We start from the raw sequence: 23,380 nt of genomic DNA on the forward strand, positions 1-23,380 counted from the left end.
GGGTTTCAGTTTCTTCCTGTCAGGTCCCAGGCGTCTTCGCCAGGTTCGTCGGAGCCATCGAAGTAGTCGACGGCTTGCGGGCGATCTTCCAGATCCTTGGCAACCAGGTCCTCGGCATAGTCGGTGACCGGCTCGGCGTGGTTCACGTTGGCTTCGGCCACCAGCGCGGCCTCGGTGGCCGACGGGGTGCTGGTCGCCGGGTCATCGCCGCGCATCGCGGCCAGGACCATGGGCAGGTCATCGGGCTGGATCAGCACATCGCGGGCCTTGGAGCCCTCGGAAGGGCCGACAACGCCCCGCGATTCCATCAGGTCCATCAGGCGTCCGGCCTTGGCGAAGCCCACGCGCAGCTTGCGCTGCAGCATCGAGGTGGAGCCGAACTGGCTGGTGACCACGAGCTCGGTAGCCTGCAGCAGCAGATCCAGATCGTCTCCGATGTCCTCATCGATCTGCTTCTTCTTCTCGGCAGCCGGGATCACGTCTTCCCGGTACTCGGGCTTCAGCTGGCTCTTGACGTGCTCGACCACGCGGTGGATTTCGGATTCGGTCACCCAGGCGCCCTGCACGCGCATCGGCTTGGAGGTGCCCATCGGCAGGAACAGGGCGTCGCCCTGGCCCAGCAGCTTCTCGGCCCCGGGCTGGTCCAGGACCACGCGGGAGTCGGTGACCGAGGAGGTCGCGAAGGCCATGCGCGAGGGCACGTTGGCCTTGATCAAGCCGGTGACCACATCCACCGAGGGGCGCTGGGTGGCCAGCACCAGGTGGATGCCGGCGGCACGCGCCAGCTGGGTGATGCGCACGATCGACTCTTCGACATCGCGCGGGGCGACCATCATCAAGTCGGCGAGCTCATCGACGATCACCAGCAGGTACGGGTAGGGCTTGAGCACGCGCTTGGAACCCTCCGGAGGGTGCACCTTGCCGGCCTTGACCGCCTTGTTGAAGTCGTCGATGTGCTTGAAACCGAAGTTGGCCAGATCGTCGTAGCGGGTGTCCATTTCGCGGACCACCCAGCCCAGTGCCTCGGCGGCCTTCTTCGGGTTGGTGATGATCGGGGTGATCAGGTGCGGCACGCCTTCGTAGGCGGTCAGCTCCACGCGCTTGGGGTCGACCATGACCATGCGCACCTCGTCCGGGGTGGAGCGCATCAGGATCGAGGTGATCATCGAGTTCACGAACGAGGACTTGCCCGCGCCGGTGGCGCCTGCCACCAGCAGGTGCGGCATCTTGGCCAGGTTGGCCACGACGAAGCCGCCTTCCACGTCCTTGCCCACGCCCATCACCATCGGGTGCTCGGTCTTGCGGGCATTGGAGCTGCGCAGCACATCGCCCAGCGCCACGACTTCCTTGTCGGTGTTCGGGATCTCGATGCCGATGGCGGACTTGCCCGGAATCGGCGAGAGGATGCGCACATCCGAGGAAGCCACCGCATAGGAGATGTTCTTGGACAGCGCGGTGACCTTCTCCACCTTGGTGCCCGGGGCCAGCTCGATCTCGTAGCGGGTCACCGTGGGCCCGCGGGAGAACCCGGTGACCTTGGCGTCGACCTTGAACTGCTGCAGGGTGTTGGTCAGCGCATCGACCACCACCTGGTTGGCCTCGGAGGCTTCCTTGGCCGGCGGGCCGGCAGGAAGGTAGTGCTCCTCGGGCAGGGTGTAGGTGACATCCCCGGACAGCTGCAGCTGCTCGCTGCGCGCGGGGATCGGCGCCTGCGGGGATGCGGCGAGCCCGGCGGCGCGCGAGGAGACCTGGTCCATCGCGGAGGTGGTGGCCTCGGGTTCGGCCTTCAGCCCGATATTGGCCATGATCTCGGCCATCTCGGATTCGGCCTTGGTCGGGCGCTTGACCCCGGGCGGAGGACCGGAGGGCTTCGGGATGGCCACCGTGGCGGTGTCTTCCTGGGCCGGGGCGGCGGCGGACTCGAAGTCCGGGCGGGCGATAGCCTGGGTGGCGGCCTCGTCGGCGTCGAAGATCTTGCCGGAGTTGCGGTTGACGGCAGGCATCGCGCCGGTGGACTGCTCGGCAGGATCATCCTGGCCGATGACCGCCTTGTCGTAGGCGACATCGCCGGGGCGTTCAGCGTGCTCGCCGCCGTCCACGTCGTAGACCTCGGTGACCTTGCGGGCGGCCGCGGCCCGGCGTTCGAAGAAGCCGGGCTTCTTCTTCCTGGCTGCGGGGGCCGGAGCCTCGTCCTGCGGGTAGAGGTAGGACTGGTCATGGTCCTCGCCGGCTGGATCAAGTTCCACTGCGGCCGTGGGTCGGGTGGCACGGGGTGCATCCGGGTCCTGGCCCAGCAGGCGGTTGTAGCCCGAACGCACGCGCGAAGGGATCTGCGTAAATGGCGTGGCGGTGACAATCAGGATGGACATGACCACCAGGAAGATGAACACGGCCATGGCGCCCGGGACCGAGATCAGCAGGCCCAGCGGGGTGCCCAGGATGGAACCGGCCATGCCGCCGGCATTCCAGAGTGCCTGGAAATCGTCGGAGACCGCTGGCGAGCCGTTGGCCAGCGAGGCGATGGACGAGCCGGAGAGCGTCATGATCAGCAGGCCGATGCCGATGCGGTTGTTCGCGGTGACCGCCTCCGGGTAGCGGAAGAGCCGGAAGGCGCCGATGAACAAGATCACCGGCAGCAGCACGGCCATGAAGCCCAGGGTGCCGCCGGCGACCGCGTGCACGCCGGTGCCGAACCAGCCCGCATCGCGCAGGCCCCACCATTCGATGATCGCGACGATCATCGAGATCAGCGCGAGGAACAGTCCGGTGCCGTCGCGGCGCAGCTCGTAGTCAGGCTTGACGGTTCCGCCGATGCGGCGGAATGCGCCGCCGAAGATCCGGGCAATGCCCATCCACACGCTGCGTATTGCGCGCAGCGGCAGGGCGAGTTCCGCATCCGGGTTCTCGGGCGTTTTCTTGGAGGACGAGGAGCCAGGCGCCTTGGGTTTGCGCGCCGCGGTCTTCTTCGTCCCCTGAGACTGGGTACGTGGGGCCATACTCCAAGGGTATCGCCCCCGGCTGGATGCGCCCCGAATTTACACGTCTGCACGGGGTGCGCCAGCAGCTAGATAATCGTCACGTGGCGCCCGGGAACTATTGCGAGTACTCGATCACCAAGGTGTAGCGGCCATTGCCTTCCAGGCAGGCGTGGCTGCCGACTTCGTACCCGGACGCCTTGAAGGCATCCACCGTGGCGGTTTCCATCATGGCGCAGGTAGCGGCGCTGGAGACCTCTTGGGTGTAGGTCGTGCCGCTGGCGTGGGCCCCCGGAATTCCGGCCAGCCCCACCGCCCCGGCCAGCAGGCCGGCCACGGCGCATGCGGCGAGATGGCTCTTGAACTTCATTTGCACTCCTGGTCTGCTTTCGTCCCCGGCGCTTGGGCCAAGCGCCCGCTTCCAAAAGTGCCACAGCACGCCCTGCACTGCCAGCAGCTTCCAGCCAGTAGCCAGCCAGCGCCTGGCCGCGGAGCCCGGATGGCCTCAGCCGCGGGCCGCGCAGCGGTTGAGCCCAGCCAGGATAGCGAAGCCCGAGGCAAAGCACACTGCCAGGAACCCCAGGGCCGTGCCTAGGAACGGGGCCGGATCGATTTCGCCCAGGCCCAGCGCGGCTATGGCCAACGCCGGAAGCAGTGCCGCGAGGACCGCGCCGATTCCGGCAGCGGCCGATTGCCTGGCAGCCGTGGCCGGCTGGTTCCCCATGGCCTGGATCTCAATGGCCGCATACGCACCGCTGCAGCAGACAAGCCCCATCAGCACTCCTGCGAGCGCGCCGTAGGCCAAGGGCAGGCCGAGATCACCCAGACCGCTGCCATAGCCGTCCCCGCGGATCGGCCAGAACATCCAGAGCACCGCCAGCGCACCGAGCGCCATGCCCACCCCTGCAGCGATCGCGAACATGCTTCGGGTCATCGAGGCCACGGTCCTTGAAGTTTTCCCATTCATGGCTACAGCCTAGGACGACTAGGCAATATTTGCTACTGCCTTTCGGGTTCTGCTGCCAGTTGGCCTCCGTTCGCTGCCGGGAGGCCAGGCCGCCGCTAGGAGAAGTCCAGGCCGAGCAATGCGTTCTCGGTGACCTCCGGCAGGGCCGGGTGGATCCAGTACTGCTGCGTGGCGACCTCGCGCACATCCAGCCCGAAGGCCATCACCGTAATCATCTGCTGGATCAGCGTTGAAGCCTGCGGTCCCATGTAGTGCGCGCCCAGCAGCTTGCCGGTTTCCCGGTCAGCGATGAGCTTGGCGATACCGGTGCTGTCTTCCATCGCCCAGCCGTAGGCCACATCCCCGTACTTCTGCACCTTGGCGGTAATGTCATGGCCTGCCTCGCGGGCTTCGTCCTCGGTCATGCCGACGTAGGCGATCTGCGGGTGGGTGAAGACCGCCGCCGGCACGTGCTCATGGGGCATCTGCTTCATGTTCTGCGGGTTCAGCAAGTTATGGCGTACCGCGCGCATTTCCGCGTTGGCCACATGCTTGAGCAGGAAGGGCGAGGAAATATCGCCCAGCGCCCAGATGCCCTCGGCAGATGTCGAACGGCCGTACTCATCCACGCTGACCCGGCCGTCCTCGGAGTCGATGCCGGCACGGTCCAGATCCAGCTGGTCGCCATTGGGGATGCGCCCCGTGGCCACAAGCAGCACCTCCGCACTGGCGGTGGAACCGTCATCCAGGGTCAGCTTCACCCCGTCGGGCTCTTGCACGGCGCTGACCATGCTCCTGCCCTGGCGCACGTCATAGCGTTCTGCGGCCATCTGGTTGAATGGCCCGCGCAGATCGGCATCCAGCTGGCGCATGAGCTCGGAACGGGCCAGGATGGTGACCTTGGTGCCCAGTGCTTCGAAAACGTGGGCGAACTCCATGGCAATGTAGCCGCCACCGATGATCACGATGGACTTGGGCTGGCGGGCCAAGCGCATGATGTCCTCGTTGGTGTGGAAGGCTACGCCGGAATCGATGATTTCCTGCGGAATAAACGGGCGCGACCCGGCGGCCAGGACAATCTGGTCCGCGCTGATGGTCCTGGCTTCTGTTCCCTGCCCGGTACGCAGCGTGCGCTCGCCGACAAACCGCGCGTGCTGGTCGTAGACATCGATATTCGGCGTCTGCGCACCACGGCGGTAGTCCTCGCCGCCCTGGGCAATAGGATCGATGCGCTTGCCGAAGACCCGGCTGACGATGCCTGGCCAGTCCACCGAATTGACCTGCGCCTCGATTCCCAGCCGTGCTGCTTGCCTGGTTTCCAAGGCCACGTCTGCGGCGTAGACATACATCTTGGTCGGGATGCAGCCGACGTTCAGGCAGGTACCGCCGAAAGCGCCCTTCTCGATGATGGCAATGGATTTTCCATCGAATTCTGGACCGGGGATGGAGTTGCCCGAACCGGTGCCGAGGATGATCAGATCGTAGTGCTTGTCAGCCTCGAATGCGGCGGAAGACGTCATGGCAGGGATACCTTTCACGGTCAATGCTGGGGCCCGGCAGGCAGGCGCTTGGCCAATGCTTGCCTACCGGGCAGGCTATCATCCGGGCACTGGAGTGCCACTATGTTGCACCTTTGGCTCATCGGCCAGGCTGAAGACCAGTTGCACGATGCCGTTCACCACCACCTGCTCCGCGTGGATCCCGTAGACCTGCAGCAGCAGCCCAGGGTCCAGCACCTCCTGGGGCGTGCCCGCAGCGATGACCCCGCCGTTGGCCAGCATAACCAGCTTGCTGCAGTAGCGGGCGGCCAGATTCAAATCGTGCAGCACCACCACCGTGGTGGTTCCCAGTTCCCCGACCATGCGCAGCAGCTCATGCTGGTAGCGGATGTCCAGGTGGTTGGTGGGTTCGTCCAGAAGCAGGTGCTCGGCCTGCTGGGCCAGTGTCCGGGCAACCAGCACGCGCTGCTTCTCGCCGCCGGACAGGGTCGAGTAGCGGCGGTCGGCCAAATGCCGGGCGCCGACCCGGGACAGTGCCGAAGCAACCGCCTGGTGGTCCTCGCGGGCAAAGGCGGCCAGCGCCTTGCGGTGCGCAACCCTGCCCAGGAGCACCATTTCGGCGACACTGACCGGCAGTTCGCTCGGCGTTTCCTGGGCCACGACGGCAATCCTGCGGGCCAGTTCGTTGCCGCGCAGTCCGCTGACCGGGCGCTCGTCCACGAGCACCAGCCCTGCCGTGGGCCGCAGCGCCGCATAGAGCGTGCGCAGCAGGGTGGACTTGCCGCTGCCGTTGGGGCCGATCAGCCCCACCACTTCCCCGGGGCCTGCCTGCAGCCCCGCCGATTCAATGACCAGCTTTCCGCCATAGCCCACCGAAATATCTGTAGCAGTAATCATGGTTCTTGCCTTCTTCCAGGTCCTTGGTTCCTATTGGGCCGCATTGAGCTTGCGAACCAGCGCGAACAGCAGCGGGGCGCCGAGCAATGCGGTGACGATTCCCAGCGGCAATTCCTGCGGTGCCATGGCCGTCCGGGCCAGCACATCGGCCCAGACCAGGAAGATCGCGCCGAGCAGGGCGGCTACCGGAATCAGGGTGCGGTGCGTGGCACCGACGCACAGCCGGGCTACGTGCGGAATCACCAGCCCGACGAATCCGATGCCGCCGGAGGACGCGACCAGCGCGCCCACGCACACCGCGGTCACCACCATGACGGCCGCACGCAGCTTCGCCGGAGATATTCCCAGCGCTTGCGCGGTGCCATCGCCGATGGCCAGCGCGTCCAGCGGCCGCGACCAATAGGCCAGCAGCGTGGCGGTCCCGATCACCACGATCCAGGTGATCATTGCCGATTGCCCGGTCGCCTGCGCCAGTGAACCCAGCGTCCAGAAAAGCACCGAACGGCCCGCATTGGGATCATCCGAAGCGAAGATCAGCAGCGAGGTGAGCGCGTGCAGCACATAGCCCACGGACACCCCGGCCAGCACCAGCCGGGTGGACGTCATCTCCGAACCGACCCGCGCCAGCAGGTAGACGAAGATCCCGGCGGCCAGCGCCCCGGCAAAGGCGCTCGTCGCCAGCGAGGCCGTGCCGATGCCGGCCGTGGCGCCGAAGAGGATCGCGGCCGCCGAGAGCGTGGAGGCCCCGGAGGTCACGCCCAGCAGGTAGGGCTCGGCCAGGATGTTGCGGGTCAGCGCCTGCAGCGCCACCCCGGCCAGGGCCAGCCCGGCCCCGACGGCGGCACCCAGCAGCACCCGCGGCACGCGCAGCAGCAGGACGATGGACTGGTCCGAGGCGCTGAATGCACCAGGTGCGGGCATCCCGGAAAGGTGCGCCTTGAGGATCTGCAGCACGGTGCCCGGCTCGATGGACACCGGGCCGAGCCCTACGGCCACCGGCAAGGTGGCCACGAGTACGGCCAGCAGCCCGGCGATCCACAGCCAGCTGTGCCGGGCCCGCCGGTCATGGTCCAGGTCATCGCCGGCGCAGGCCAGCGGTTCCCGGGGTTCTCGCACGATAGGTTCCAACGGGGTCATGGCTGCCTTTCGGGGGTTTCGCCAATGGAATCGGTGCGCAGGCCCAGTGCGGCACCCAGCGCAATCAGGGTCAATGCGCCAAGCACGGCAGCGGCGGCCAGGTATCCGGCGGCGGCCAGCGCCGCTCCGGAGGCTGCTGTGCCCAGGAACAGGCCCAGGGACATGCCGGCCGCGTTCAGGCTCAGCGCGGTGCCGCGCACCTGCGTGCAACGGCTCACCAGCAGGCTCATCACGGCGGCCGAGACCACCGCGTGGCTGGCCGAAAGCACCGCCGTGCCGGCCACCGCCAGCGGCAGCACCGGTGAGAGGTAGACGCCGAACAGCGCCACCAGCGAAATGCCCAGGCTGAAAACCATCACCGCACGGGTGCGCCGCTGCGAATCCCCGGCGTTGAGCATCCGCCCGGCCAGCAGGTGCCCCAGGAAGAAGGCCCCGCCGCTGACCGACCAGATGAACGCGAACCAGCTGGCGGTCAGCGCGAACTTCTCCGCGTACAGCGGGGCCAGGAAGGCCAGGTGCCCCATGAAGGCGCCGGCGCGGCCGAAGGAGACCAGCAGCAGCGCCCGGGCTCCGGGCACGCCGGCCAGGGTGCGGAAGGCAGCCAGGTAGCCCAGCCGGGCTGGAGCCGGAGCCGGGTCTGCCGCGCAGTGCCCGGCGCCGCGGCGGCCGTAGCGCAGCACCGCCGGGATCAGGGCGATGCTGATGGCGGCGATGGCGACCAGGTTTCCCTGCCAGCCCCAGAACATCGCCGGCAGCACCAGCAGCGGCGCGCCGATCGTGGAGGCCAGGGTCTGGGCCGTCATCACCAAGGTGGCTGCCCGGCCCGCGGCCGGGGTGGTGCCGAAGCGGTCCGCGGCCGCGGTTGACAGCGCCGGGTAGAGCAGCGCGTTGGACACCCCGGTGGCCAGGCAGAAAACTGCCAGTGCCGCCAGGCCCGAGAAGGTCCCCGCGATGGCGGCGGCGCCCATCAGCCCCAGCGCCGCGGCGGCCACGGTGCCCGGGGCGATGCGCCCGATCAGCGGGGCCAGCGCAACCCCGGCGAGCACCGCGCCGACGCCGGCCAGCCCGCGCAGGGTGCCGGTTTCGGCATAGCCGGCCCCGGCCCAGTCGGCGATGGGCACCAGGAAGGTGCTCAGCACCGTGAAGGGCAAAAGGCCCAGCGCCGAGGCCAGCAGCGCCGGCCAGATCTCGGCGATGATGCGCCGTTCGCTGGGCAGCTGCTGCGCTGTTTCGACTTCTGGCTGGCTCATGCCGCACTCCCGATTCCGGCGCTGATCATGGCCAGGTCCTCGGCGAAATCCTGCACCGCGAAGGCCGGCGAGCAGCCCTGGCCCTCCCGGGCCGAGGCCGCTTGCACCAGGGCGTCTTCGTAGGCGGCGAGCAGCGCGTCGATCATCGGGCAGGCCACGGCCAGTTCCCGGGCCAGGCCGGCGATGATCCTGGTGCGGTAGTAGTCTTCCTTGGGCATCCGCGGCACATCCCACTGGCCCTGGTCATCGCGGAAGACCGGGCGGAAGGCGATGGCCGAGAAGTCGAAGTAGCGGCCCTGCGCGTCGGGCTGCGAGAAGGGGTCGATGAGCAGCGAGGCGTAGCGCACGTAGAGCAGGTACTCCTGCTCGATGGCCGGCAGCTGCTCGAAGCTGGCCGCTTTCCCCGGGTCGATGCTCTGGGGGTGCACCGGATACCCGTCATCGAGCATGAAGGCCAGCAGGTTGACCGGCTGGCCGCCCAGTGCGGCGGTGATGGCCGACAGTTCCCGCCAGGCCTCGGCCATGGAGTGGATCAGCGCCGGGGTGACCGGGCCTTCGGGATAGAGCTTGTAGACGTACTGGACGGGCGGGGCGGGAGCGAAGACCGCGCGCAGCGCCCGCTCGTTGAAGAACAGGGCCGGATGCACGTACAGCGACATGTTCCGCGCCTCGGCTTCAACCGGCGATCCCGCCAGCTGCACTTCGGTGCCGGCCGCGGCATGCACCGCACGCAGCCGCTGCAGCGCGGGCGTGGCCCCGCCGGTGGAGCCGGCGTAGATGCGGGCCTTGACGCCGGCGGTCAGCACCAGCGCTCCGCCGGTCCCCTCCACCTGCCGGGTGTCCCCCAGATAGCTGGAGAAGCTGATGATTTCCGGGTCGGCGCCGCTGCGGCGGGCGAATTCGCGCACCAGTGCCGCCGAGCCCAGCGTGGGCGAGAGCAGCACGATCCGCGCCAGCGATGCGAGCACCCCCGGCGGCAGTTCGCGCAGCACCGGCAGGTAGGCGTCGGCGGTGGCCGCCAGTACCAGGGTGTCCCAGCCGCCGCGCACCTGCTGGTAGCCGCGGTAGCGGTGCTCGATGCGCACCTGCCCGGCCAGTGCGGCATGGGAGGGGTTTTGCACCTGGACGCGGGCGGTGCCGGCGTTGGCCTCCAGCGCGTCGAAGAAGGCGGCGCAGCGCTGCGAGGCGCGCCCGGCAATGCCCAGTTCCCCGGGCAGCGCCCCGAGCAGCACGGCGCTTTGCACCGCAACCGGTCCGGTTCCGGCAATGAGGATATTTCCCAGTTCATCCATGGGCTAATTGCTTTCCGTTCTCGTGCGCGCCTTGGTGTACAGCGCGATGTCGAAGACCTGCCCGGGCTGGCGGATCGTTCCGTCCAGCTGCCACCGCCGGGGGTCCACTGGTTGCATCGGGTAGTTGAACAGCGACTTCAGCCCGTCGCCGAAGCGCATTGCGACCACCACGTCCTGCCGGGTGCGCGCGTGCAGCTGGTGCAGCAGCTCGTATTTCACGGCCACCGTGGAGCTGAAGACGATGTGCGTGGCCTGCGGCAGGAAGTCCAGCTGGTGGATTTGATCGCCCTGCAGGCCGATGTCCAGGCCCTGCCCCAGCTGCGCCACGACCCGGCGGCCCAGCTCCAGCGCTTCGGGATCGATGTCGATCCCCACGGCGCTGGCCCCGGTGCGCGAGGCCAGGTTCAGCAGGGTCATCGGGAAGGAACCCGAGCCGACCAGCAGCACCTTGGAGCTGGAGTCCGGGGCGACGGCGCCGAATTCCCCGGCGATGCACGATTCGATGTTGGCGAAGTAGCCCTCGGCTCCGCTGCGGCCTTCGAGCAGGCGCAGCGCCCGGTACTTCTCGATGACTGCGACGCAGCGCGCCGATTCGGTGCGCAGCGCCGCCACCAGCGCCGTGCCCTGGTCGGTGGCGGCCATCTGGGCATAGCCCGGTTCATTGGCCGGGTCGGTGACCAGCTGCGCATAGCCGGCCAGCAGCTCTTCGAGCGCCGCCGCGTGCCGCGTCGATCCGTCATAGTCTCGGGCGGCTTCGGCGAACCGTCCGAGGTAGCCGTGCAGCACGCCGGCCAGGCCGGCGGCGGCGGCCTGGGTGGCCAGTGGTGTTTCAGTCATGGATATATGCAGTCCCTTCGGCCACGATGCTTACTTCGGTGCTGATCTGCAGCGCGGTGGCCTTGGCGCGGCTGCCATCGGCGTGCACCTGCACGGTGCCTCCGGGCTGTTTCACGCTGGCATTGACCGGAGCGCCGGCTTTCGTTGCCAGGTAGGCGCCCAGCGCGGCGCTTCCCGAGCCGCAGCTGCCCTCCCAGATGAGGCTGCCCAGTGCCGGGACGCTGACCAGCGGGGCCAGTTGCCCGCGGTCCGGATCGTAGAGCATGATGCCCACGACGGACACCGCTTCGCTGGCGCCCAGATCCAGGGCCAGCTGCTGCGCATGCCCGCGCAGCTGGGGATCCGAGACGTCGCATTCGGCGACCAGATGCACCGCATCGGCGTAGCGCACCAGCCCGGCGCCGGCGACGCCCGGGAACGGGTACGGGTCGATGCGCAGCGGCCAGGGCATCTTCAGCTGGCAGCGGTAGGCGGCACCGGCCGGCTCGACCCGGCAGCCCAGCAGCTGCGCGGCGCCGGAGGCTTCGATCAGCAGCTCAAGCGGGCCGCTGCGGGCGCGGCGCGCGGCCTGCAGCGCGGCCAGCGACATCGCGGCATTGGCGCAGAATTCGCCACCGGCCATGTGCAGCCGGGCCTGGGCCCGGGGCGAGCTGGGAGGCAGGATGAACCCGACTTGCTCGGCGTGCACATGCTCGGCGCGCAGCAGCCGGTCAGCGATACTGCGGTAGTGCGCCGCCGGGTGCCGGCTGGTCACCAGCACGGTGGTATTCGATGCCGGACTGAGCTTGACGAATTCCACGGGGGTGGCGCCCCGGACCAGGCCGCGGTTGGGGCCGCGTCCGTGCCCCGGGCGGGCCACGCGGCGCGATGAGGCCGCTTGCCGGCGCAGCGCCGCTGGCTGGCTCATCAACGGGCCAGCCGGTCGGCGATCAGCTCGACCCCGTCCACTGCCAGCGGACCGGGCGAGGAATAGTAGTAGTTCAGCGGCACGATGGCGCTGTCCTGCTCGATGGCGGGCAATCCGGCCAATTCGGGGCGGTCGCGCAGCGCCTCGATGACCTGCTGGTCGGTTTCCAAGTTCGAGGAGCCTGTCGGCAGGTACATGGCGAAGACCTTGTCGGCGCCGCTGTTCACGAGTTCTTCGGTGGAGGGCTCGAAGTAGCGCTTGGGCACGTCGTTGAAGACGTTCTGAAGGCCAAGCAGTTCCATCTGCTCGGCAACCAGCGATTCATGGCCGTAGGATCCCAAGGTGCCTGCGGTGGGCACGTACAGCGGCATCCCGCGCTGCTGGCTTTCCTGCTTGACGCTGCGCGCGGCTTGCTCGACGCGTGCTCGCATCTGCTGCACGGAGTCCTCGGCCGCCTGCTCGGTGCCGAAGAGCTGGCCGTAGGACTGGACGTCCTTGTAGATCTGGTCGAAGCCGCTCAGCCCGCCGGTGGATCGATCCTCGAATCCGGCGCAATATCCACTGACGGTCAGCATCTTCACTCCGGCGCTTTCCAGGCGTTCAGCCAACGAGTCGAGATCGATTCCAGCAGCGATATCGGTGCCGATCACCACGTCTGCTCCCGAGTCCAGGATCATTTCGTAGGAGACATCATGCGAGTCCTCGGTAATCCGCTCCGCGTTGCGCACTGCCCCCATGGTCTCTTCGTCGAAAGGCACCTGCCAGCTGCCTGCGTAGTGCGTGAGCTTGTCTCCCGCTCCAGCGGCGGCCAGCAGGGCCGGGGCTTCCGACCCGACTGCAAGAACGCTGTCCGGCGCCTTGTCGAAGACGACCTGCCTTCCGCAACTGTCCAGGGAAACGCTCTTGGCGCCGGTGCCCTGCGGTGCACCGCTGGCAGATCCGGCTGGCGCGCCGCATCCGGTGGCCAGGGCCAGGATGGCAACCGGCACGGCCAACTTCCAGGGATTGAGTTTTTTCATCTATCAGTGCTCCATTCATGGCGGGCAGGCCTCGGCCGCCGAGATCCGGCGAGCTCCTCTGCCAACAGAGCTAAACACTAATGAGAATCATTATCAATTGTCAAAACGAGCAAGCCACGGAATACCCCTCAGCCAAGCCGCTGCCGTTTCCGGACAAGGAAAAGCAGCCGCACTGCCCGTCATTGCGTGGGCGGTGCGGCTGCGGTGAAGCTATGTTCTTATGCTGGCTTGCCGGGCTACAGCCCCTCGGAAGTCAGCCATGCCGAAGCGATGTCGGCGGCAGACTTCTTGTCCACGGTGCTCTGCACGTTGAGGTCCACCAGAACCTGCGCTGTCAGTTTTTCGCTGACCGGATTCAGGACTTCTGCCAATTCCCCGGATTGATCAGCGGCCACCAATGGCACCACATTCGATGCCAGGAATAGCGACTTCGGGTCTTCAAGGACTACCAAGTCCTCCGTCTGGATCCGCGGATCCGCGGTAAAGACGTTGGCGACATTCACCGTGCCGGCGGCCAGGTCTTCAACGGTCGTGTCGCCAGTTGCCGAGAATTCGGCCTTGACGCCATATGCGCTCTCCAAGCCCTTGGGTCCATAGGGGCGTTGCGCCAATTCAGGCGGGCCGCCCACGGTCAAGGGTTCGGAAATGCCGGCCAAATCCTCGATGCTCGCAAGCTTATTGGCTTCAGCGAATTCCTTGGTCACCGTGTAGGAGTCCTGATCCGAAGCTGGCGCGGCTTCGAGCACGGCCAGCGAATCCGGCAAGGATTCCTTCAGCTCGCTGTACACCTCATCGGCGGAGCGTGCTTCGGTGTCTTCCTTGTAGAACTGCAGCAGGTTGCCGGTGTATTCAGGGAAGACATCAATACTGCCGTCTTCCAGCTGGGGCATGTAGGCATCGCGCTGCCCGATGCTGAATTTCCGTTCCACCTCCATGCCGGCTCCCTCAAGCGCCTGGGCATAGATCTCAGCAACGATTTCATTGGAATAGTAGGCCTGCGAACCGACAACGATCGCTTCCCCACCCTCCCGGGTGGCATCGCTTTCGGTGGCCAACGGATCCGCACCGGAGCATCCAGCGAGTGCGAGGCTTCCGGCCAGCACGAGAGCACTCGTGGACAATATCTTCTTGGTTCTCATGACATTTCCCTTTCGCGGGTGATTGAGTCATCGGTATCTTGGTAAGTTTTCTTCTTCTTCGAGGGCACGCCCAGCCCGTGGGGTACAGCCGCTTTCTGGGCGATGGCAAATGCCAAATCCAGCACCAAGGCCAGCGCGGCAACCATCAAGGCGCCGCCCAGGACCATGTCGAAGCGCCGCAGGTTCAGGCCGGTGATGATGGGCAATCCCAGGCCGCCGAGATTCACGTAGGCGGCAACAGTAACGGTGGCGACCACTTGTAGCACTGCGGAGCGGATCCCGCCTACGAGCAGCGCAAGTCCCAGTGGGATCTCGACCTTGACAAGGATCTGCCATTCGGTCATCCCCATGGCCCGGGCAGCATCGATGGTCTTGCGGTCAATTGCTTCGAAGCCGGTATAGGCTCCGGCCAGCAGTGATGGAATTGCCAGCACGACGAAGGTCAGCATGGCCGCTTCTGGCTTGTGCAGTACCCCCAGAAGCAGCACCAGCAGAATCAGCAGTCCGAAGGATGGCACCGCACGCGCAACGCCGGCCAGCCCGACGGCCAATTCCCTTCCTCGCCCCGTATGCCCAATGGCCCATCCCGCAGGGATGGCAATCGCGCTAGCAATCAGCACAGCAGCCACCGTGAACAGCAAGTGCTGCCCCAGCAAGCTAGCCAGTCCCCCATCGCCCTGCCACTGCTCGGGAGCGAAGATCCACGCCAGCGCATCGGAAATCAGATTCATGAGGACACCTTCTGCGTGGATGGCTGCGCTGCAGTTCGTTTTTGCCTGGTGCTCGTTGCAGCCCAAGGCATCAGCCAACGGCCGGCCAGGAGCAACAACAGGTCAACGAGCAACGCGATCGTTGCCACCGCGATGATCCCCGCCAGGACTTCTTCAATGATGCGACGCTGCAGACCGTTGGTGAACAGGTAGCCCAAGTTGGTTACCCCGACCAGGATGCCGACGGTTGCCAGCGAGATGGTGCTGACCGCTGTCACTCGCAGACCAGCCAGAACTACGGGACCGGCCAAGGGAAGGTCGACAGCGAAGAAGCGGCGTGCCGATCCGTAGCCCATGGCAGTTGCGGCCGACCTGGTTGCCGGGTCCACCGAGTTCAGCCCATCGACCACGCTGCGCACCATGATCGCTATCGCATAGATCGCCAAGGCGAGAATGAGATTGGCTTCGCTGATCGCGCTCATCCCGGTGAGTACGGGCAGGATCATCAGCAGAGCCAGCGAAGGGATCGTGTAGAGCAATCCGGTGATGCTCACGACCGGGCCGCGCACCAGTTTGTAGCGCCAGGCCACCCAACCCAGCGGAATCGACAGGATGAATCCGAGAATGATTGCTATCAGGGACTGGCGCAGGTGCTCCAGCGATAGCGAACCAATGAGTCCGAGATTTTCCAGGACCCAGTTCACTGGACAGACCCATCCTCGACCAGCTTGCCTTGAGTCCGGCCTTGCGCATCAACCAGGACGGTTCCGTGCTCCGTCTGCTTCAAGCTCAGCGCCCGTGCCCCACGCTGCGCACCAATGAAGGAGGCGACAAAATCATTGGCTGGATTTTCAATGATCTCGCTGGGGCTGCCGACCTGGAGCTTCTGTGCGCCCGCCGCCAGAATTACCACCTGGTCCCCCAGGAGGAAGGCTTCATCAATATCGTGGGTGACAAAGACTATGGTCTTATCGAGTTCTCTTTGGAGACGAAGCAATTCTTCTTGCAGCTCGGCGCGAACGATAGGGTCCACGGCGCCGAAGGGCTCGTCCATGAGCAGGATGTTCGGATCGGCGGCCAGCCCGCGTGCCACGCCAACGCGTTGCTGCTGGCCTCCAGAGAGCTGATGCGGATACCTGTCGGCCATGGAGCCGGCCAGCCCAACCGTGCCCATCAGTTCCAAGGCACGCGCTCGTGATGCCTTGCTCGTTTCACCCATGAGCCGCGGCACGGTCGCAATGTTCTGTGCGACAGTGAAATGAGGCAGCAGGCCGGAGTTCTGCATCACGTAGCCGATGCTGCGGCGCAGGCCCACCGCCGGCTTGCTGGCGATGTCCTCGCCGTCGATACGGAGCGTACCGCTGCTCGGATCAACCATGCGGTTGATCATCCGCAGCAATGTTGTCTTGCCGCAGCCTGAGGAACCGACGAAGACAGTGGTGCGGTGGGCCGGAATTTGCAGGCTGAAATCCTTGACGGCAACGGTGCCATCCGGATAGTGCTTGGAAACTTTATCGAACTCAATCATGCACATTCCTCCACAGCGGCTTCGATCCAACCCATTGGGTGATGCCCGGGCATATTCCGTCTCCTTGAGCTGGCGTTGAGCCCAATTCTGCCTTAAAAGTGCTGTGACAGCACCAGATGTCCGGGAAATAGCCAGTTTCAGGCTGCGTGGTGGTTCCCGGTTTCCTTCGGGAACATCGGTAGAGTCAGTGAAAATCATCTTTACTGCATTGGGAGAAGACCTTGCGCATACGCACAATTGGCATCGCGACGGCAACCTTAATCGTTGGCGCCCTGGCACTCTCATCACCGGCACTCGCTGGCCAGCAAGACGTCGCCCCATCCGGTGATTGGGACAGCTCAGTGTCCATGGAAGCCCGCACCGGCGAGGTGCTGGAGCAGATCGATATGGACCAGTGGGATTCGGTCGTCGTAGTAGACGCGCAAACAGGGCAAATCCTGCTGCAAAGTCCCGCCCCGGCAATCGAGCTCGATGACTCGCCAAGTCCTGCATACCTGGGCTTCTTTGGCTGACGCTTGAGCTGTGGTGCATGCCTTGCGCTTGATTTCCCATAAAAATATTGCCTCGAACCTTAATTGGTTCGAGGCAATATTTTTGGAAGCCTAGGCTTCGAGCACTACAGGAACGATCATTGGGCGGCGACGCAGCTTGCGCGATACCCACGAGCCGATCACGCGGCGCGTGATCTGCTGCAGCTGGTGCGTGGAGTGGTTCGGGTTGTTGCCCACCGCTTCCATAATCGCAGCTGCGATCTTCGGCTTGATCTCGTTGAAGACCGAGTCCTCTTCGGCTACACCACGTGCGTGGATGTCCGGGCCGGAGATGATCGTGCCGTTCTGGCGGTTGATGACGGTGATGACCGAGATGAAGCCTTCTTCACCCAGGGTGACGCGGTCCTTCAGGTCATCATCGGTGATGGTGCCGACCTTGGAACCGTCAACGTAGACGTAGCCGCATTCGACCTGGCCAACGAGCTTTGCTACGCCGTCCTTCATGTCGATGACCGAGCCGTCGTCTGCCAGCAGCACGTTGTCCTCCGGGACACCGGCCTGCGCGGCCAGGCGGCCGTTGGCAATCAGGTGGCGGGTTTCGCCGTGCACCGGAAGCACGTTCTTCGGGCGCAGGATATTGTAGCAGTAGAGCAATTCGCCAGCCGATGCGTGACCGGAAACGTGGACCTTGGCCATGCCCTTGTGGATGACCTCGGCACCCAAGCGCATCAGGCCGTTGATCACGCGGAAGACCGAGTTCTCGTTGCCCGGGATCAGGCTGGAGGCCAGGATGACGGTGTCGCCCGGGTTGATCTGGACCTTGTGCTCGCCGTTGGCCATGCGGGACAGTGCAGCCATCGGCTCGCCCTGCGAACCGGTGGACATCAGCACGACCTTGTGGTCTGGCAGCGAATCGATCTGCTTCAGGTCGACCAGGACACCCTGTGGCACTTCGAGGTAGCCCAAGCGTTCGGCGATGCCCATATTGCGCACCATCGAGCGGCCGATGAAGGCCACCTTGCGGCCGTGCACCGCTGCGGCGTCCAGAACCTGCTGCACGCGGTGGACGTGCGAGGAGAACGAAGCGACGATGATGCGGCGGCGGGCGCGCGCGAACTTGGCCTCGAGTACCGGGCCGATTTCGCGTTCGGCAACGGTGAAGCCCGGAACTTCTGCGTTGGTGGAGTCCGGCAGGAACAAGTCCACGCCTTCCTCGCCCAGGCGCGCGAAGTGGCGCAGGTCGGTGATGCGGCCGTCAAGTGGCAGCTGGTCCATCTTGAAGTCGCCGGTGTGCAGCACGGTACCGGCTTCGGTGCGCAGGAATACTGCCAAGGCATCCGGGATCGAGTGGTTCACAGCTACGAACTCGCATTCGAAGTTGCCAACCTGCGCGATCTCGCCCTCCACCACGATATTGGTGTTGGCCTTGATGCGGTGTTCTGCCAGCTTTGCTTCGACGAAGGCCAGGGTCAGCTTCGACCCGTACAAAGGGATGTCTTCGCGCAGGCGCAACAGGTACGGAACAGCACCGATGTGGTCCTCGTGGCCGTGGGTCAGCACGAGGCCCACCACGTCGTCCAAGCGGTCCTTGATGTAGGAGAAGTCTGGCAGGATCAGATCCACGCCAGGCTGGTGCTCCTCGGGGAAGAGCACGCCGCAGTCGATGATCAACAGTTTCCCGTTGAGTTCGAAAACGGTCATGTTTCGGCCGACCTCGCCCAAGCCGCCGAGGGGAACAATTCGCATCGTTCCCTTCTTCAGCTTCGCCGGAGTCTGCATACGCGCAGCGTCAGCCTTGCCTACTGAACTCTCAGTCATATGTGGTTAGTCCCTTTCGTTACAGATCCCATCCACCTTCACGTAGGTCCGCGCGGATGGCATCGAGCTCTGCGTCCGACGGTGCCAACAGCGGCAGTCGGACGACGGTGTTCGGCAGGACACCCTGCCAGTGAAGTCCATATTTTGCGGCCACGGCGCCCTGAATGTGGCCCATGATGCCGCGCTGGATCGCGTCCAGCTCAAAGTGTGTGGTGCGTGCAGTCGCCAGATCTCCTGCATGCATTGCATTAACAAGCGTACGGTACTTAGCGGCCGCAACGTGAGCGGTGACCGAAACCACGCCGACAGCACCTGCTGCCATCAGCGGCAAAGTCAGCCCATCGTCGCCGGAGTACACGTGCAGATCGGTTGTGGCCAGCACGGTGGTGGTGGACTGGTAATCCGCCTTGGCGTCCTTCAATGCAATGACCTGAGGAATCCTGGACAGTTCAATGATGGTCTCGGGTGCCAGCGCGATGCCGGTGCGTCCCGGGATGTCGTAGAGCATGATGGGCAGCTCAACGGCTTCGGCGATGGCCTTGACGTGGGCGATGACGCCGGCCTGGCTTGGCTTGTTGTAGTAGGGGGTGGTCAACAGCACACCGTCTACGCCCGCTTCCTTGGCAGCCAGCGAGAGCTTGATGGAGTGGCGGGTGTCGTTGGTAGTGGAACCGGCCAGCACTGCGGCACGGTCCCCCACCGCCTCGGCGACGGTACGGAACATCTCGATGTTCTCTTCATCGGTCAGGGTCGAGGTCTCGCCGGTGGTGCCGGTGACGACCAGTCCGTCGCAGCCATCATCAACCAGCTTCGTTGCCAGTTTGGCAGCCATCGCGTAATCGACTTCACCCGCTTCATCGAAGGGTGTGACCATAGCGGTCAGCACGGTACCGAACGGGTATGCCTGATTATCAATTGCACTTGTAGCCATGGCATTAAATCTACACTCGCGCATGTTGCAATGGCATCCCCCGCGCAATTCGTGGTGCGATGATTCCATGAACGATTTGGGTAGTTCCCAGCGGTTGCTGGGCGTGGACGCGGCACGGCTTGCCGCCATCCTCGGGATGTTCGCCGCGCACGTTTTCCCGCTCTATGAAACCAGCGGCGCACCCGCCTACTCCCCAACATTTACCGGGACTTTCGCCTCCGGCCGAGCATCTGTCCTGTTCATGGTGCTCGCGGGTTTATCCCTGGTTCTGCTCTCGAAATCCTTGGCTCGAAAGGGCTTTTCCCACCCTAAGGTTTACTCAGTCCTTGTGCTGAGAGCATTAATTATTGCCGTGCTCGGAATGGCAATTGGGTCAGTAAATGAAGCCATCGCGGTCATTCTTGTCCACTATGGGCTACTGTTTCTATTGCTTCCACTGGCGCTGAAGCTGTCGAGAATAACCATTTGGGTAGTCTCGGCCCTTTGGCTGCTGCTTATGCCGGTTCTTTGGCGACCGCTGGCCAGCAACTGGATTGCGGACTCGCTGGGCCATAATCCGAGCTTCGGCGACATTCTCACCCCGCAACTGCTCCTCAAGGATCTAACGGTCACCGGATACTACCCATTGATGGTCTGGTTCGGTTTCGGCCTTCTTGGAATAGCCATCGCAAGATGCAACCTGCACAGCACGAGGACTGCGAGCCTGCTTGCATTGGGCGGTTCGATTATCGCGGCGGCAACCCAATGGGTGGGCCATTCGGTGAGCATGCAAAATGCCGGGCTCATAGCCCGTGAACTGGGCCTGGAGTTATCCCTCGTTCCCACAATGATCACCACCGGGCGTTTGCCGGGCGCCAATCTGGATCCGTTCCTGGACAATCCAGCCTATCTCTGGCTGCCGACCGGTCACAGCAATTCTTCGCTCTCAACGCTGCACAACGCCGCCTGCGCTGTCGCTATCATCGGCCTGTTCCAGCTGATCATTGGTCGGCTGGGTGCGCTCGGCCGGATTCTGGCCGGCGCCGGCCGGGCCCCTCTGACCTTGTATGCAGGGCACATCATCTTGCTGCCGGCGCTGAAAGACCACTTGGACCCAATGGCCATTTGGTGGGTTCTCTGTGCAACGACGGCCGTCTTCGGAATTTGGCTTGGCTTCAGCAAGGCCTCTGGCCCTTTGGAATATGGCGTCCGGGTGTTTAGCGGAGCCGACAGCACCCCCGAAACGAAGGGCAAGTTCTAGAGCGATGACCCGGACTCTCGTGAGTCCGGGCCATCATCATGATGCTGTTTTATGCAATTACTGGCTGACCTTCTGGTCTGCTCGCCAGAATTCGATCGCAGTACGCATGGATTTGCGGGCGCGCGGCTTGTCACCGCAGGCTTCATACGCCAGTGCCAGACGGTACCAGGATTTCCATGATTCCGGGTTCTCTTCCACATCCTGCTGATGGATAGGGAAATCAGCGTCGGCGGCCGAACGGAGGAAACGTCCCGACGGCATGCGGGGAAGATCCTCTGGCAGCTCACCTGAGGCGGCCAAGGACTTGCCCATTTTCTCAGTGCGCAGCCCGAAGAGCACCTCGCGAATGAGGATCCAGACGCACAGTGCAGGAATAACCAGGATTGCAATGCCCATGACCTGCGCGACCAGTTCCCCGGTTTTCAGCAGACGGATCGCCTGGGTGAAGGTCATTCCAATGTACAGCGCGAACAGCAGCAGAATGCCGCCTACCCAAAGTTTCGTTTTCACTGGCCCAGCTCCAGGAAGCCATCAAGGCCATAGGTCAGGCCCGGGCGGGAGCCAACAGTACGCAGGCCCAGGAGGACGCCTGGCATGAACGAGGCACGGTCGAAGGAATCATGGCGCAAGGTGAACTGCTCCCCCGGGCCGCCAAAGAGCACTTCCTGGTGGGCTACGAGGCCGCGCAGGCGTACCGAATGAACGTTGATTCCATCGACGACTGCGCCACGGGCGCCATCGAGCTGGGTCTCGGTGGCGTCCGGGCTCGCGGGGACTCCAGCGGCTTCACGCGACTTCGCGATCAGTTCAGCGGTACGCACCGCGGTGCCGCTAGGCGCGTCCACCTTATTCGGGTGGTGCAGCTCAATGATCTCTACGGATTCGAAGTACTTGGCGGCCGTAGACGCGAAAGCGCTGGCGAGCACCGAGCCCAGGGCGAAGTTGGGCGCAATCAGCACACCTGCCTGCGGATGCTTGCCCAGCAGCCCTTCCAAATTCGCGCGGCGATCATCATCCCAGCCAGTGGTGCCAACCACTGCATGAAGCCCGTTCTCGACGGCAAAACGCACATTGGCCTCGGTGGATGCCGGCACAGAAAGGTCAACAATGTGCGTTGCTCCGGCTTCAAGGATCTGCGACAAATCGTCGCCTCTTCCCAAGCTTGCTACCAATTCCATGTCTGCAGCCTCAGTTACGGCCTTGACCGCTTCCGAGCCCATTCGTCCGGCCGCGCCGAGCACGGCCACCTTGATCTGTGCACTCATGGGCTTAAGCCTATCGCCCTGCAGGCACCTGCCTTGCCAACGATTACGTGATCTCACGCGAGTTTTGCAGCGAATACCCTGAGGCGATTTCCCAGATATTTGATTCTGCTTGTTCCCTACGGCCAGCCCAACTTGTTTTGCCTAGCAAATAGGGGAAAAATATGTGTCAGGAGTCTCCAAGTAGTAAGCAGGGCCATGGGTCAGAAAATTAAGCGCTTTGGTTTCGGCATCGGCGCAACGCTTGTCGCGACCTTTGCAATCACTTCCTGCGGTTCAGGCGATGAACCGATTACCCTCTCCGATGACGAGCGAGCAACTATTACTGATGTCGTCCAAGAACAGGGAACGGTCATCGATTCGCCGACTTGCCAGGTTGAGGTTTTCCGTATCGAGGACTCCACGACCTACGGCTGGGCTACTTGCGCACCCGATAGCCAGGACTCGGCGGACACCGCTGCCCAGGCGGATGCCTTCCCGTTCCGCATTGACGGGCAGGAACTGCGCCGTCCAGATGACGGTTCCAAATACGAGGAAGGCGTGCAGGAGCTCTTCCCGGAAGACCTTCGTTCCGCTATTACCCAGCATTCGACCGGGGCGGGCGGTTAATTCCTTTTTGCCTGTCTCGCCATTTCAGGTGAGCGTGCCGATTTTCCCTACCGATAGTGTGTGCGCACTTTTCGCACGATGAAAGGCTGGCGTGCGCCACGATTACTTTGGGCAATTGCCCGAATCCCTCAGGACCAGGCTTTCGGTTCGTGTCGCGGGCCATGGCCCTGACGTGGTGCTGATTCACGGGCTCGGAGCATCCAGCCGCTATTTCACTCCGCTGGCCAACATCTTGGCTAAGAAGTATCGAGTGATCGTTCCCGAGCTTCCAGGCCACGGCAAGAATCTGGATGATGGCCGCCCGGTGACCGTACCGCGTTTCGCGCACGAAGTAGCATTGGCGTTGCGCGAGCTGAAGGTTGAGAACGCTATCGTCCTCGGGCATTCCATGGGCGCGCAGGTTTCCATTGAGCTAGCTCGCGCGTGGCCGGATCTGGTCAAGCACCTGGTCATTGCAGCTCCTGCGGTCAACGACCGTGAAGCGACGCTGTTCAGGCAGGCCCGCCGGCTCTTTGAAGATTTCCCGCACGAGTTGAACTCGGTGAAGGCAATATTGCTCGTCGATTACTTGCGCTGCGGCGTCCCATGGTGGGCCAAAAGCTGCGCCCAGATGCTGGACTACTCCACCGTTGAATTGCTTCGTACGGTCCAGTGCCCGATTGATGTCGTGTGCGGCACCCGGGATCCGCTGTCTCCACCGGAGTTCGGTCTTCGCCTGGTCGCAAGAACACCGCAAGCCAAGCTCACCGTCATGCATCAGGGTGCACATGGGTTCAATTTCTCTCATGCGCCCGAGCTTGCAGCGCTAGTAGATGCCGCGGCATGACCCAGAGAAAACGGCTATGCCCCTGGAATCGAAATCCTCAGATTCGATTCCAGGGGCACGGCATCCA

Annotated in this window: 23 protein-coding genes; 4 read left to right on the forward strand and 19 right to left on the reverse strand. The window is 64.3% G+C overall.

Annotated elements, in window-relative coordinates; genetic code table 11:
* Positions 1 to 5: 5 nt before the first annotated feature.
* From ACP3TE_RS01785 to ACP3TE_RS01855, 15 genes are all read right to left on the reverse strand, one after another.
* Positions 6 to 2,996: a DNA translocase FtsK 4TM domain-containing protein gene (locus ACP3TE_RS01785; protein ID WP_426735018.1), complete on the reverse strand. Its 2,991-nt coding sequence runs from the start codon at positions 2,994 to 2,996 to the stop codon at positions 6 to 8.
* Positions 2,997 to 3,093: 97 nt separating this feature from the next.
* Positions 3,094 to 3,345 carry a hypothetical protein gene (locus ACP3TE_RS01790; RefSeq protein ID WP_105658172.1) on the reverse strand — a complete coding sequence of 84 codons (252 nt, stop codon included), beginning with the start codon at positions 3,343 to 3,345 and terminating at the stop codon, positions 3,094 to 3,096.
* A gap of 135 nt (positions 3,346 to 3,480) precedes the next feature.
* Positions 3,481 to 3,942 (reverse strand): hypothetical protein, encoded by a 462-nt coding sequence (locus ACP3TE_RS01795; protein WP_133832960.1) that lies wholly within the window; start codon positions 3,940 to 3,942, stop codon positions 3,481 to 3,483.
* 95 nt (positions 3,943 to 4,037) lie between these two features.
* On the reverse strand, positions 4,038 to 5,441 hold the full coding sequence (mtr, locus tag ACP3TE_RS01800) for a mycothione reductase (RefSeq protein WP_426735020.1): 1,404 nt from the start codon (positions 5,439 to 5,441) through the stop codon (positions 4,038 to 4,040).
* Between the two features lie 78 nt (positions 5,442 to 5,519).
* Positions 5,520 to 6,317, reverse strand: coding sequence for an ABC transporter ATP-binding protein (locus ACP3TE_RS01805; protein WP_133832962.1), 798 nt, complete (start codon positions 6,315 to 6,317; stop codon positions 5,520 to 5,522).
* Between the two features lie 30 nt (positions 6,318 to 6,347).
* A complete protein-coding gene (locus ACP3TE_RS01810) occupies positions 6,348 to 7,433 on the reverse strand; it encodes a FecCD family ABC transporter permease (protein WP_426735022.1) in 1,086 nt (361 codons plus the stop codon).
* Positions 7,434 to 7,450: 17 nt separating this feature from the next.
* Positions 7,451 to 8,704: an MFS transporter gene (locus tag ACP3TE_RS01815; protein ID WP_332731601.1), complete on the reverse strand. Its 1,254-nt coding sequence runs from the start codon at positions 8,702 to 8,704 to the stop codon at positions 7,451 to 7,453.
* Positions 8,701 to 9,996: an opine metallophore biosynthesis dehydrogenase gene (locus tag ACP3TE_RS01820; protein WP_426735024.1), complete on the reverse strand. Its 1,296-nt coding sequence runs from the start codon at positions 9,994 to 9,996 to the stop codon at positions 8,701 to 8,703. Before ACP3TE_RS01820 ends, ACP3TE_RS01815 begins: the two co-directional genes overlap by 4 nt.
* Positions 9,997 to 9,999: 3 nt before the next feature.
* Positions 10,000 to 10,833: a class I SAM-dependent methyltransferase gene (locus ACP3TE_RS01825; RefSeq protein ID WP_105658179.1), complete on the reverse strand. Its 834-nt coding sequence runs from the start codon at positions 10,831 to 10,833 to the stop codon at positions 10,000 to 10,002.
* On the reverse strand, positions 10,826 to 11,740 hold the full coding sequence (locus tag ACP3TE_RS01830; protein ID WP_105661867.1) for a diaminopimelate epimerase: 915 nt from the start codon (positions 11,738 to 11,740) through the stop codon (positions 10,826 to 10,828). Before ACP3TE_RS01830 ends, ACP3TE_RS01825 begins: the two co-directional genes overlap by 8 nt.
* Positions 11,740 to 12,759, reverse strand: a complete 1,020-nt coding sequence (locus ACP3TE_RS01835) for an ABC transporter substrate-binding protein (RefSeq protein ID WP_332487883.1) — start codon at positions 12,757 to 12,759, stop codon at positions 11,740 to 11,742. Before ACP3TE_RS01835 ends, ACP3TE_RS01830 begins: the two co-directional genes overlap by 1 nt.
* A 236-nt stretch (positions 12,760 to 12,995) precedes the next feature.
* The gene (locus ACP3TE_RS01840) at positions 12,996 to 13,898 is read right to left on the reverse strand and encodes an ABC transporter substrate-binding protein (RefSeq protein WP_400290449.1); all 903 of its coding nucleotides are present in this window, start codon (positions 13,896 to 13,898) and stop codon (positions 12,996 to 12,998) included.
* On the reverse strand, positions 13,895 to 14,629 hold the full coding sequence (locus tag ACP3TE_RS01845) for an ABC transporter permease (RefSeq protein ID WP_426735027.1): 735 nt from the start codon (positions 14,627 to 14,629) through the stop codon (positions 13,895 to 13,897). The genes ACP3TE_RS01840 and ACP3TE_RS01845 overlap by 4 nt, the downstream gene beginning before the upstream one ends.
* A complete protein-coding gene (locus ACP3TE_RS01850; RefSeq protein ID WP_426735029.1) occupies positions 14,626 to 15,312 on the reverse strand; it encodes an ABC transporter permease in 687 nt (228 codons plus the stop codon). Before ACP3TE_RS01850 ends, ACP3TE_RS01845 begins: the two co-directional genes overlap by 4 nt.
* Complete coding sequence (locus ACP3TE_RS01855; RefSeq protein ID WP_332504421.1) at positions 15,309 to 16,136, reverse strand: ABC transporter ATP-binding protein; 828 nt, start codon at positions 16,134 to 16,136, stop codon at positions 15,309 to 15,311. Before ACP3TE_RS01855 ends, ACP3TE_RS01850 begins: the two co-directional genes overlap by 4 nt.
* A gap of 221 nt (positions 16,137 to 16,357) precedes the next feature.
* On the opposite strand from ACP3TE_RS01855, the gene ACP3TE_RS01860 reads away from it, so the two are divergent.
* On the forward strand, positions 16,358 to 16,648 hold the full coding sequence (locus tag ACP3TE_RS01860) for a hypothetical protein (RefSeq protein WP_426735031.1): 291 nt from the start codon (positions 16,358 to 16,360) through the stop codon (positions 16,646 to 16,648).
* 90 nt (positions 16,649 to 16,738) lie between these two features.
* Here the strand turns inward: ACP3TE_RS01860 and ACP3TE_RS01865 are convergent, their stop codons facing one another.
* Both ACP3TE_RS01865 and dapA read right to left on the reverse strand, forming a co-directional pair.
* On the reverse strand, positions 16,739 to 18,445 hold the full coding sequence (locus ACP3TE_RS01865) for a ribonuclease J (protein ID WP_105658187.1): 1,707 nt from the start codon (positions 18,443 to 18,445) through the stop codon (positions 16,739 to 16,741).
* A gap of 19 nt (positions 18,446 to 18,464) precedes the next feature.
* Positions 18,465 to 19,376 (reverse strand): 4-hydroxy-tetrahydrodipicolinate synthase, encoded by a 912-nt coding sequence (dapA, locus tag ACP3TE_RS01870; protein WP_400342829.1) that lies wholly within the window; start codon positions 19,374 to 19,376, stop codon positions 18,465 to 18,467.
* Between the two features lie 67 nt (positions 19,377 to 19,443).
* Between dapA and ACP3TE_RS01875 the strand changes: the two genes are divergently transcribed.
* The gene (locus tag ACP3TE_RS01875) at positions 19,444 to 20,616 is read left to right on the forward strand and encodes a heparan-alpha-glucosaminide N-acetyltransferase domain-containing protein (protein ID WP_426735033.1); all 1,173 of its coding nucleotides are present in this window, start codon (positions 19,444 to 19,446) and stop codon (positions 20,614 to 20,616) included.
* A gap of 57 nt (positions 20,617 to 20,673) precedes the next feature.
* Here ACP3TE_RS01875 and ACP3TE_RS01880 read toward each other — a convergent pair whose 3' ends face one another.
* Both ACP3TE_RS01880 and dapB read right to left on the reverse strand, forming a co-directional pair.
* Complete coding sequence (locus tag ACP3TE_RS01880; RefSeq protein ID WP_133832973.1) at positions 20,674 to 21,126, reverse strand: tetratricopeptide repeat protein; 453 nt, start codon at positions 21,124 to 21,126, stop codon at positions 20,674 to 20,676.
* Positions 21,123 to 21,881, reverse strand: a complete 759-nt coding sequence (dapB, locus tag ACP3TE_RS01885) for a 4-hydroxy-tetrahydrodipicolinate reductase (protein ID WP_426735036.1) — start codon at positions 21,879 to 21,881, stop codon at positions 21,123 to 21,125. The genes ACP3TE_RS01880 and dapB overlap by 4 nt, the downstream gene beginning before the upstream one ends.
* A 195-nt stretch (positions 21,882 to 22,076) precedes the next feature.
* On the opposite strand from dapB, the gene ACP3TE_RS01890 reads away from it, so the two are divergent.
* Positions 22,077 to 22,487 (forward strand): hypothetical protein, encoded by a 411-nt coding sequence (locus ACP3TE_RS01890; protein ID WP_105658192.1) that lies wholly within the window; start codon positions 22,077 to 22,079, stop codon positions 22,485 to 22,487.
* A gap of 91 nt (positions 22,488 to 22,578) precedes the next feature.
* Entirely contained in the window at positions 22,579 to 23,313 is a 735-nt protein-coding gene (locus tag ACP3TE_RS01895; protein WP_426735038.1) for an alpha/beta fold hydrolase, read from the forward strand.
* Positions 23,314 to 23,380 lie beyond the last annotated feature (67 nt).

Source organism: Glutamicibacter sp. 2E12 (genome assembly GCF_050030965.1).
Lineage (GTDB): Bacteria > Actinomycetota > Actinomycetes > Actinomycetales > Micrococcaceae > Glutamicibacter.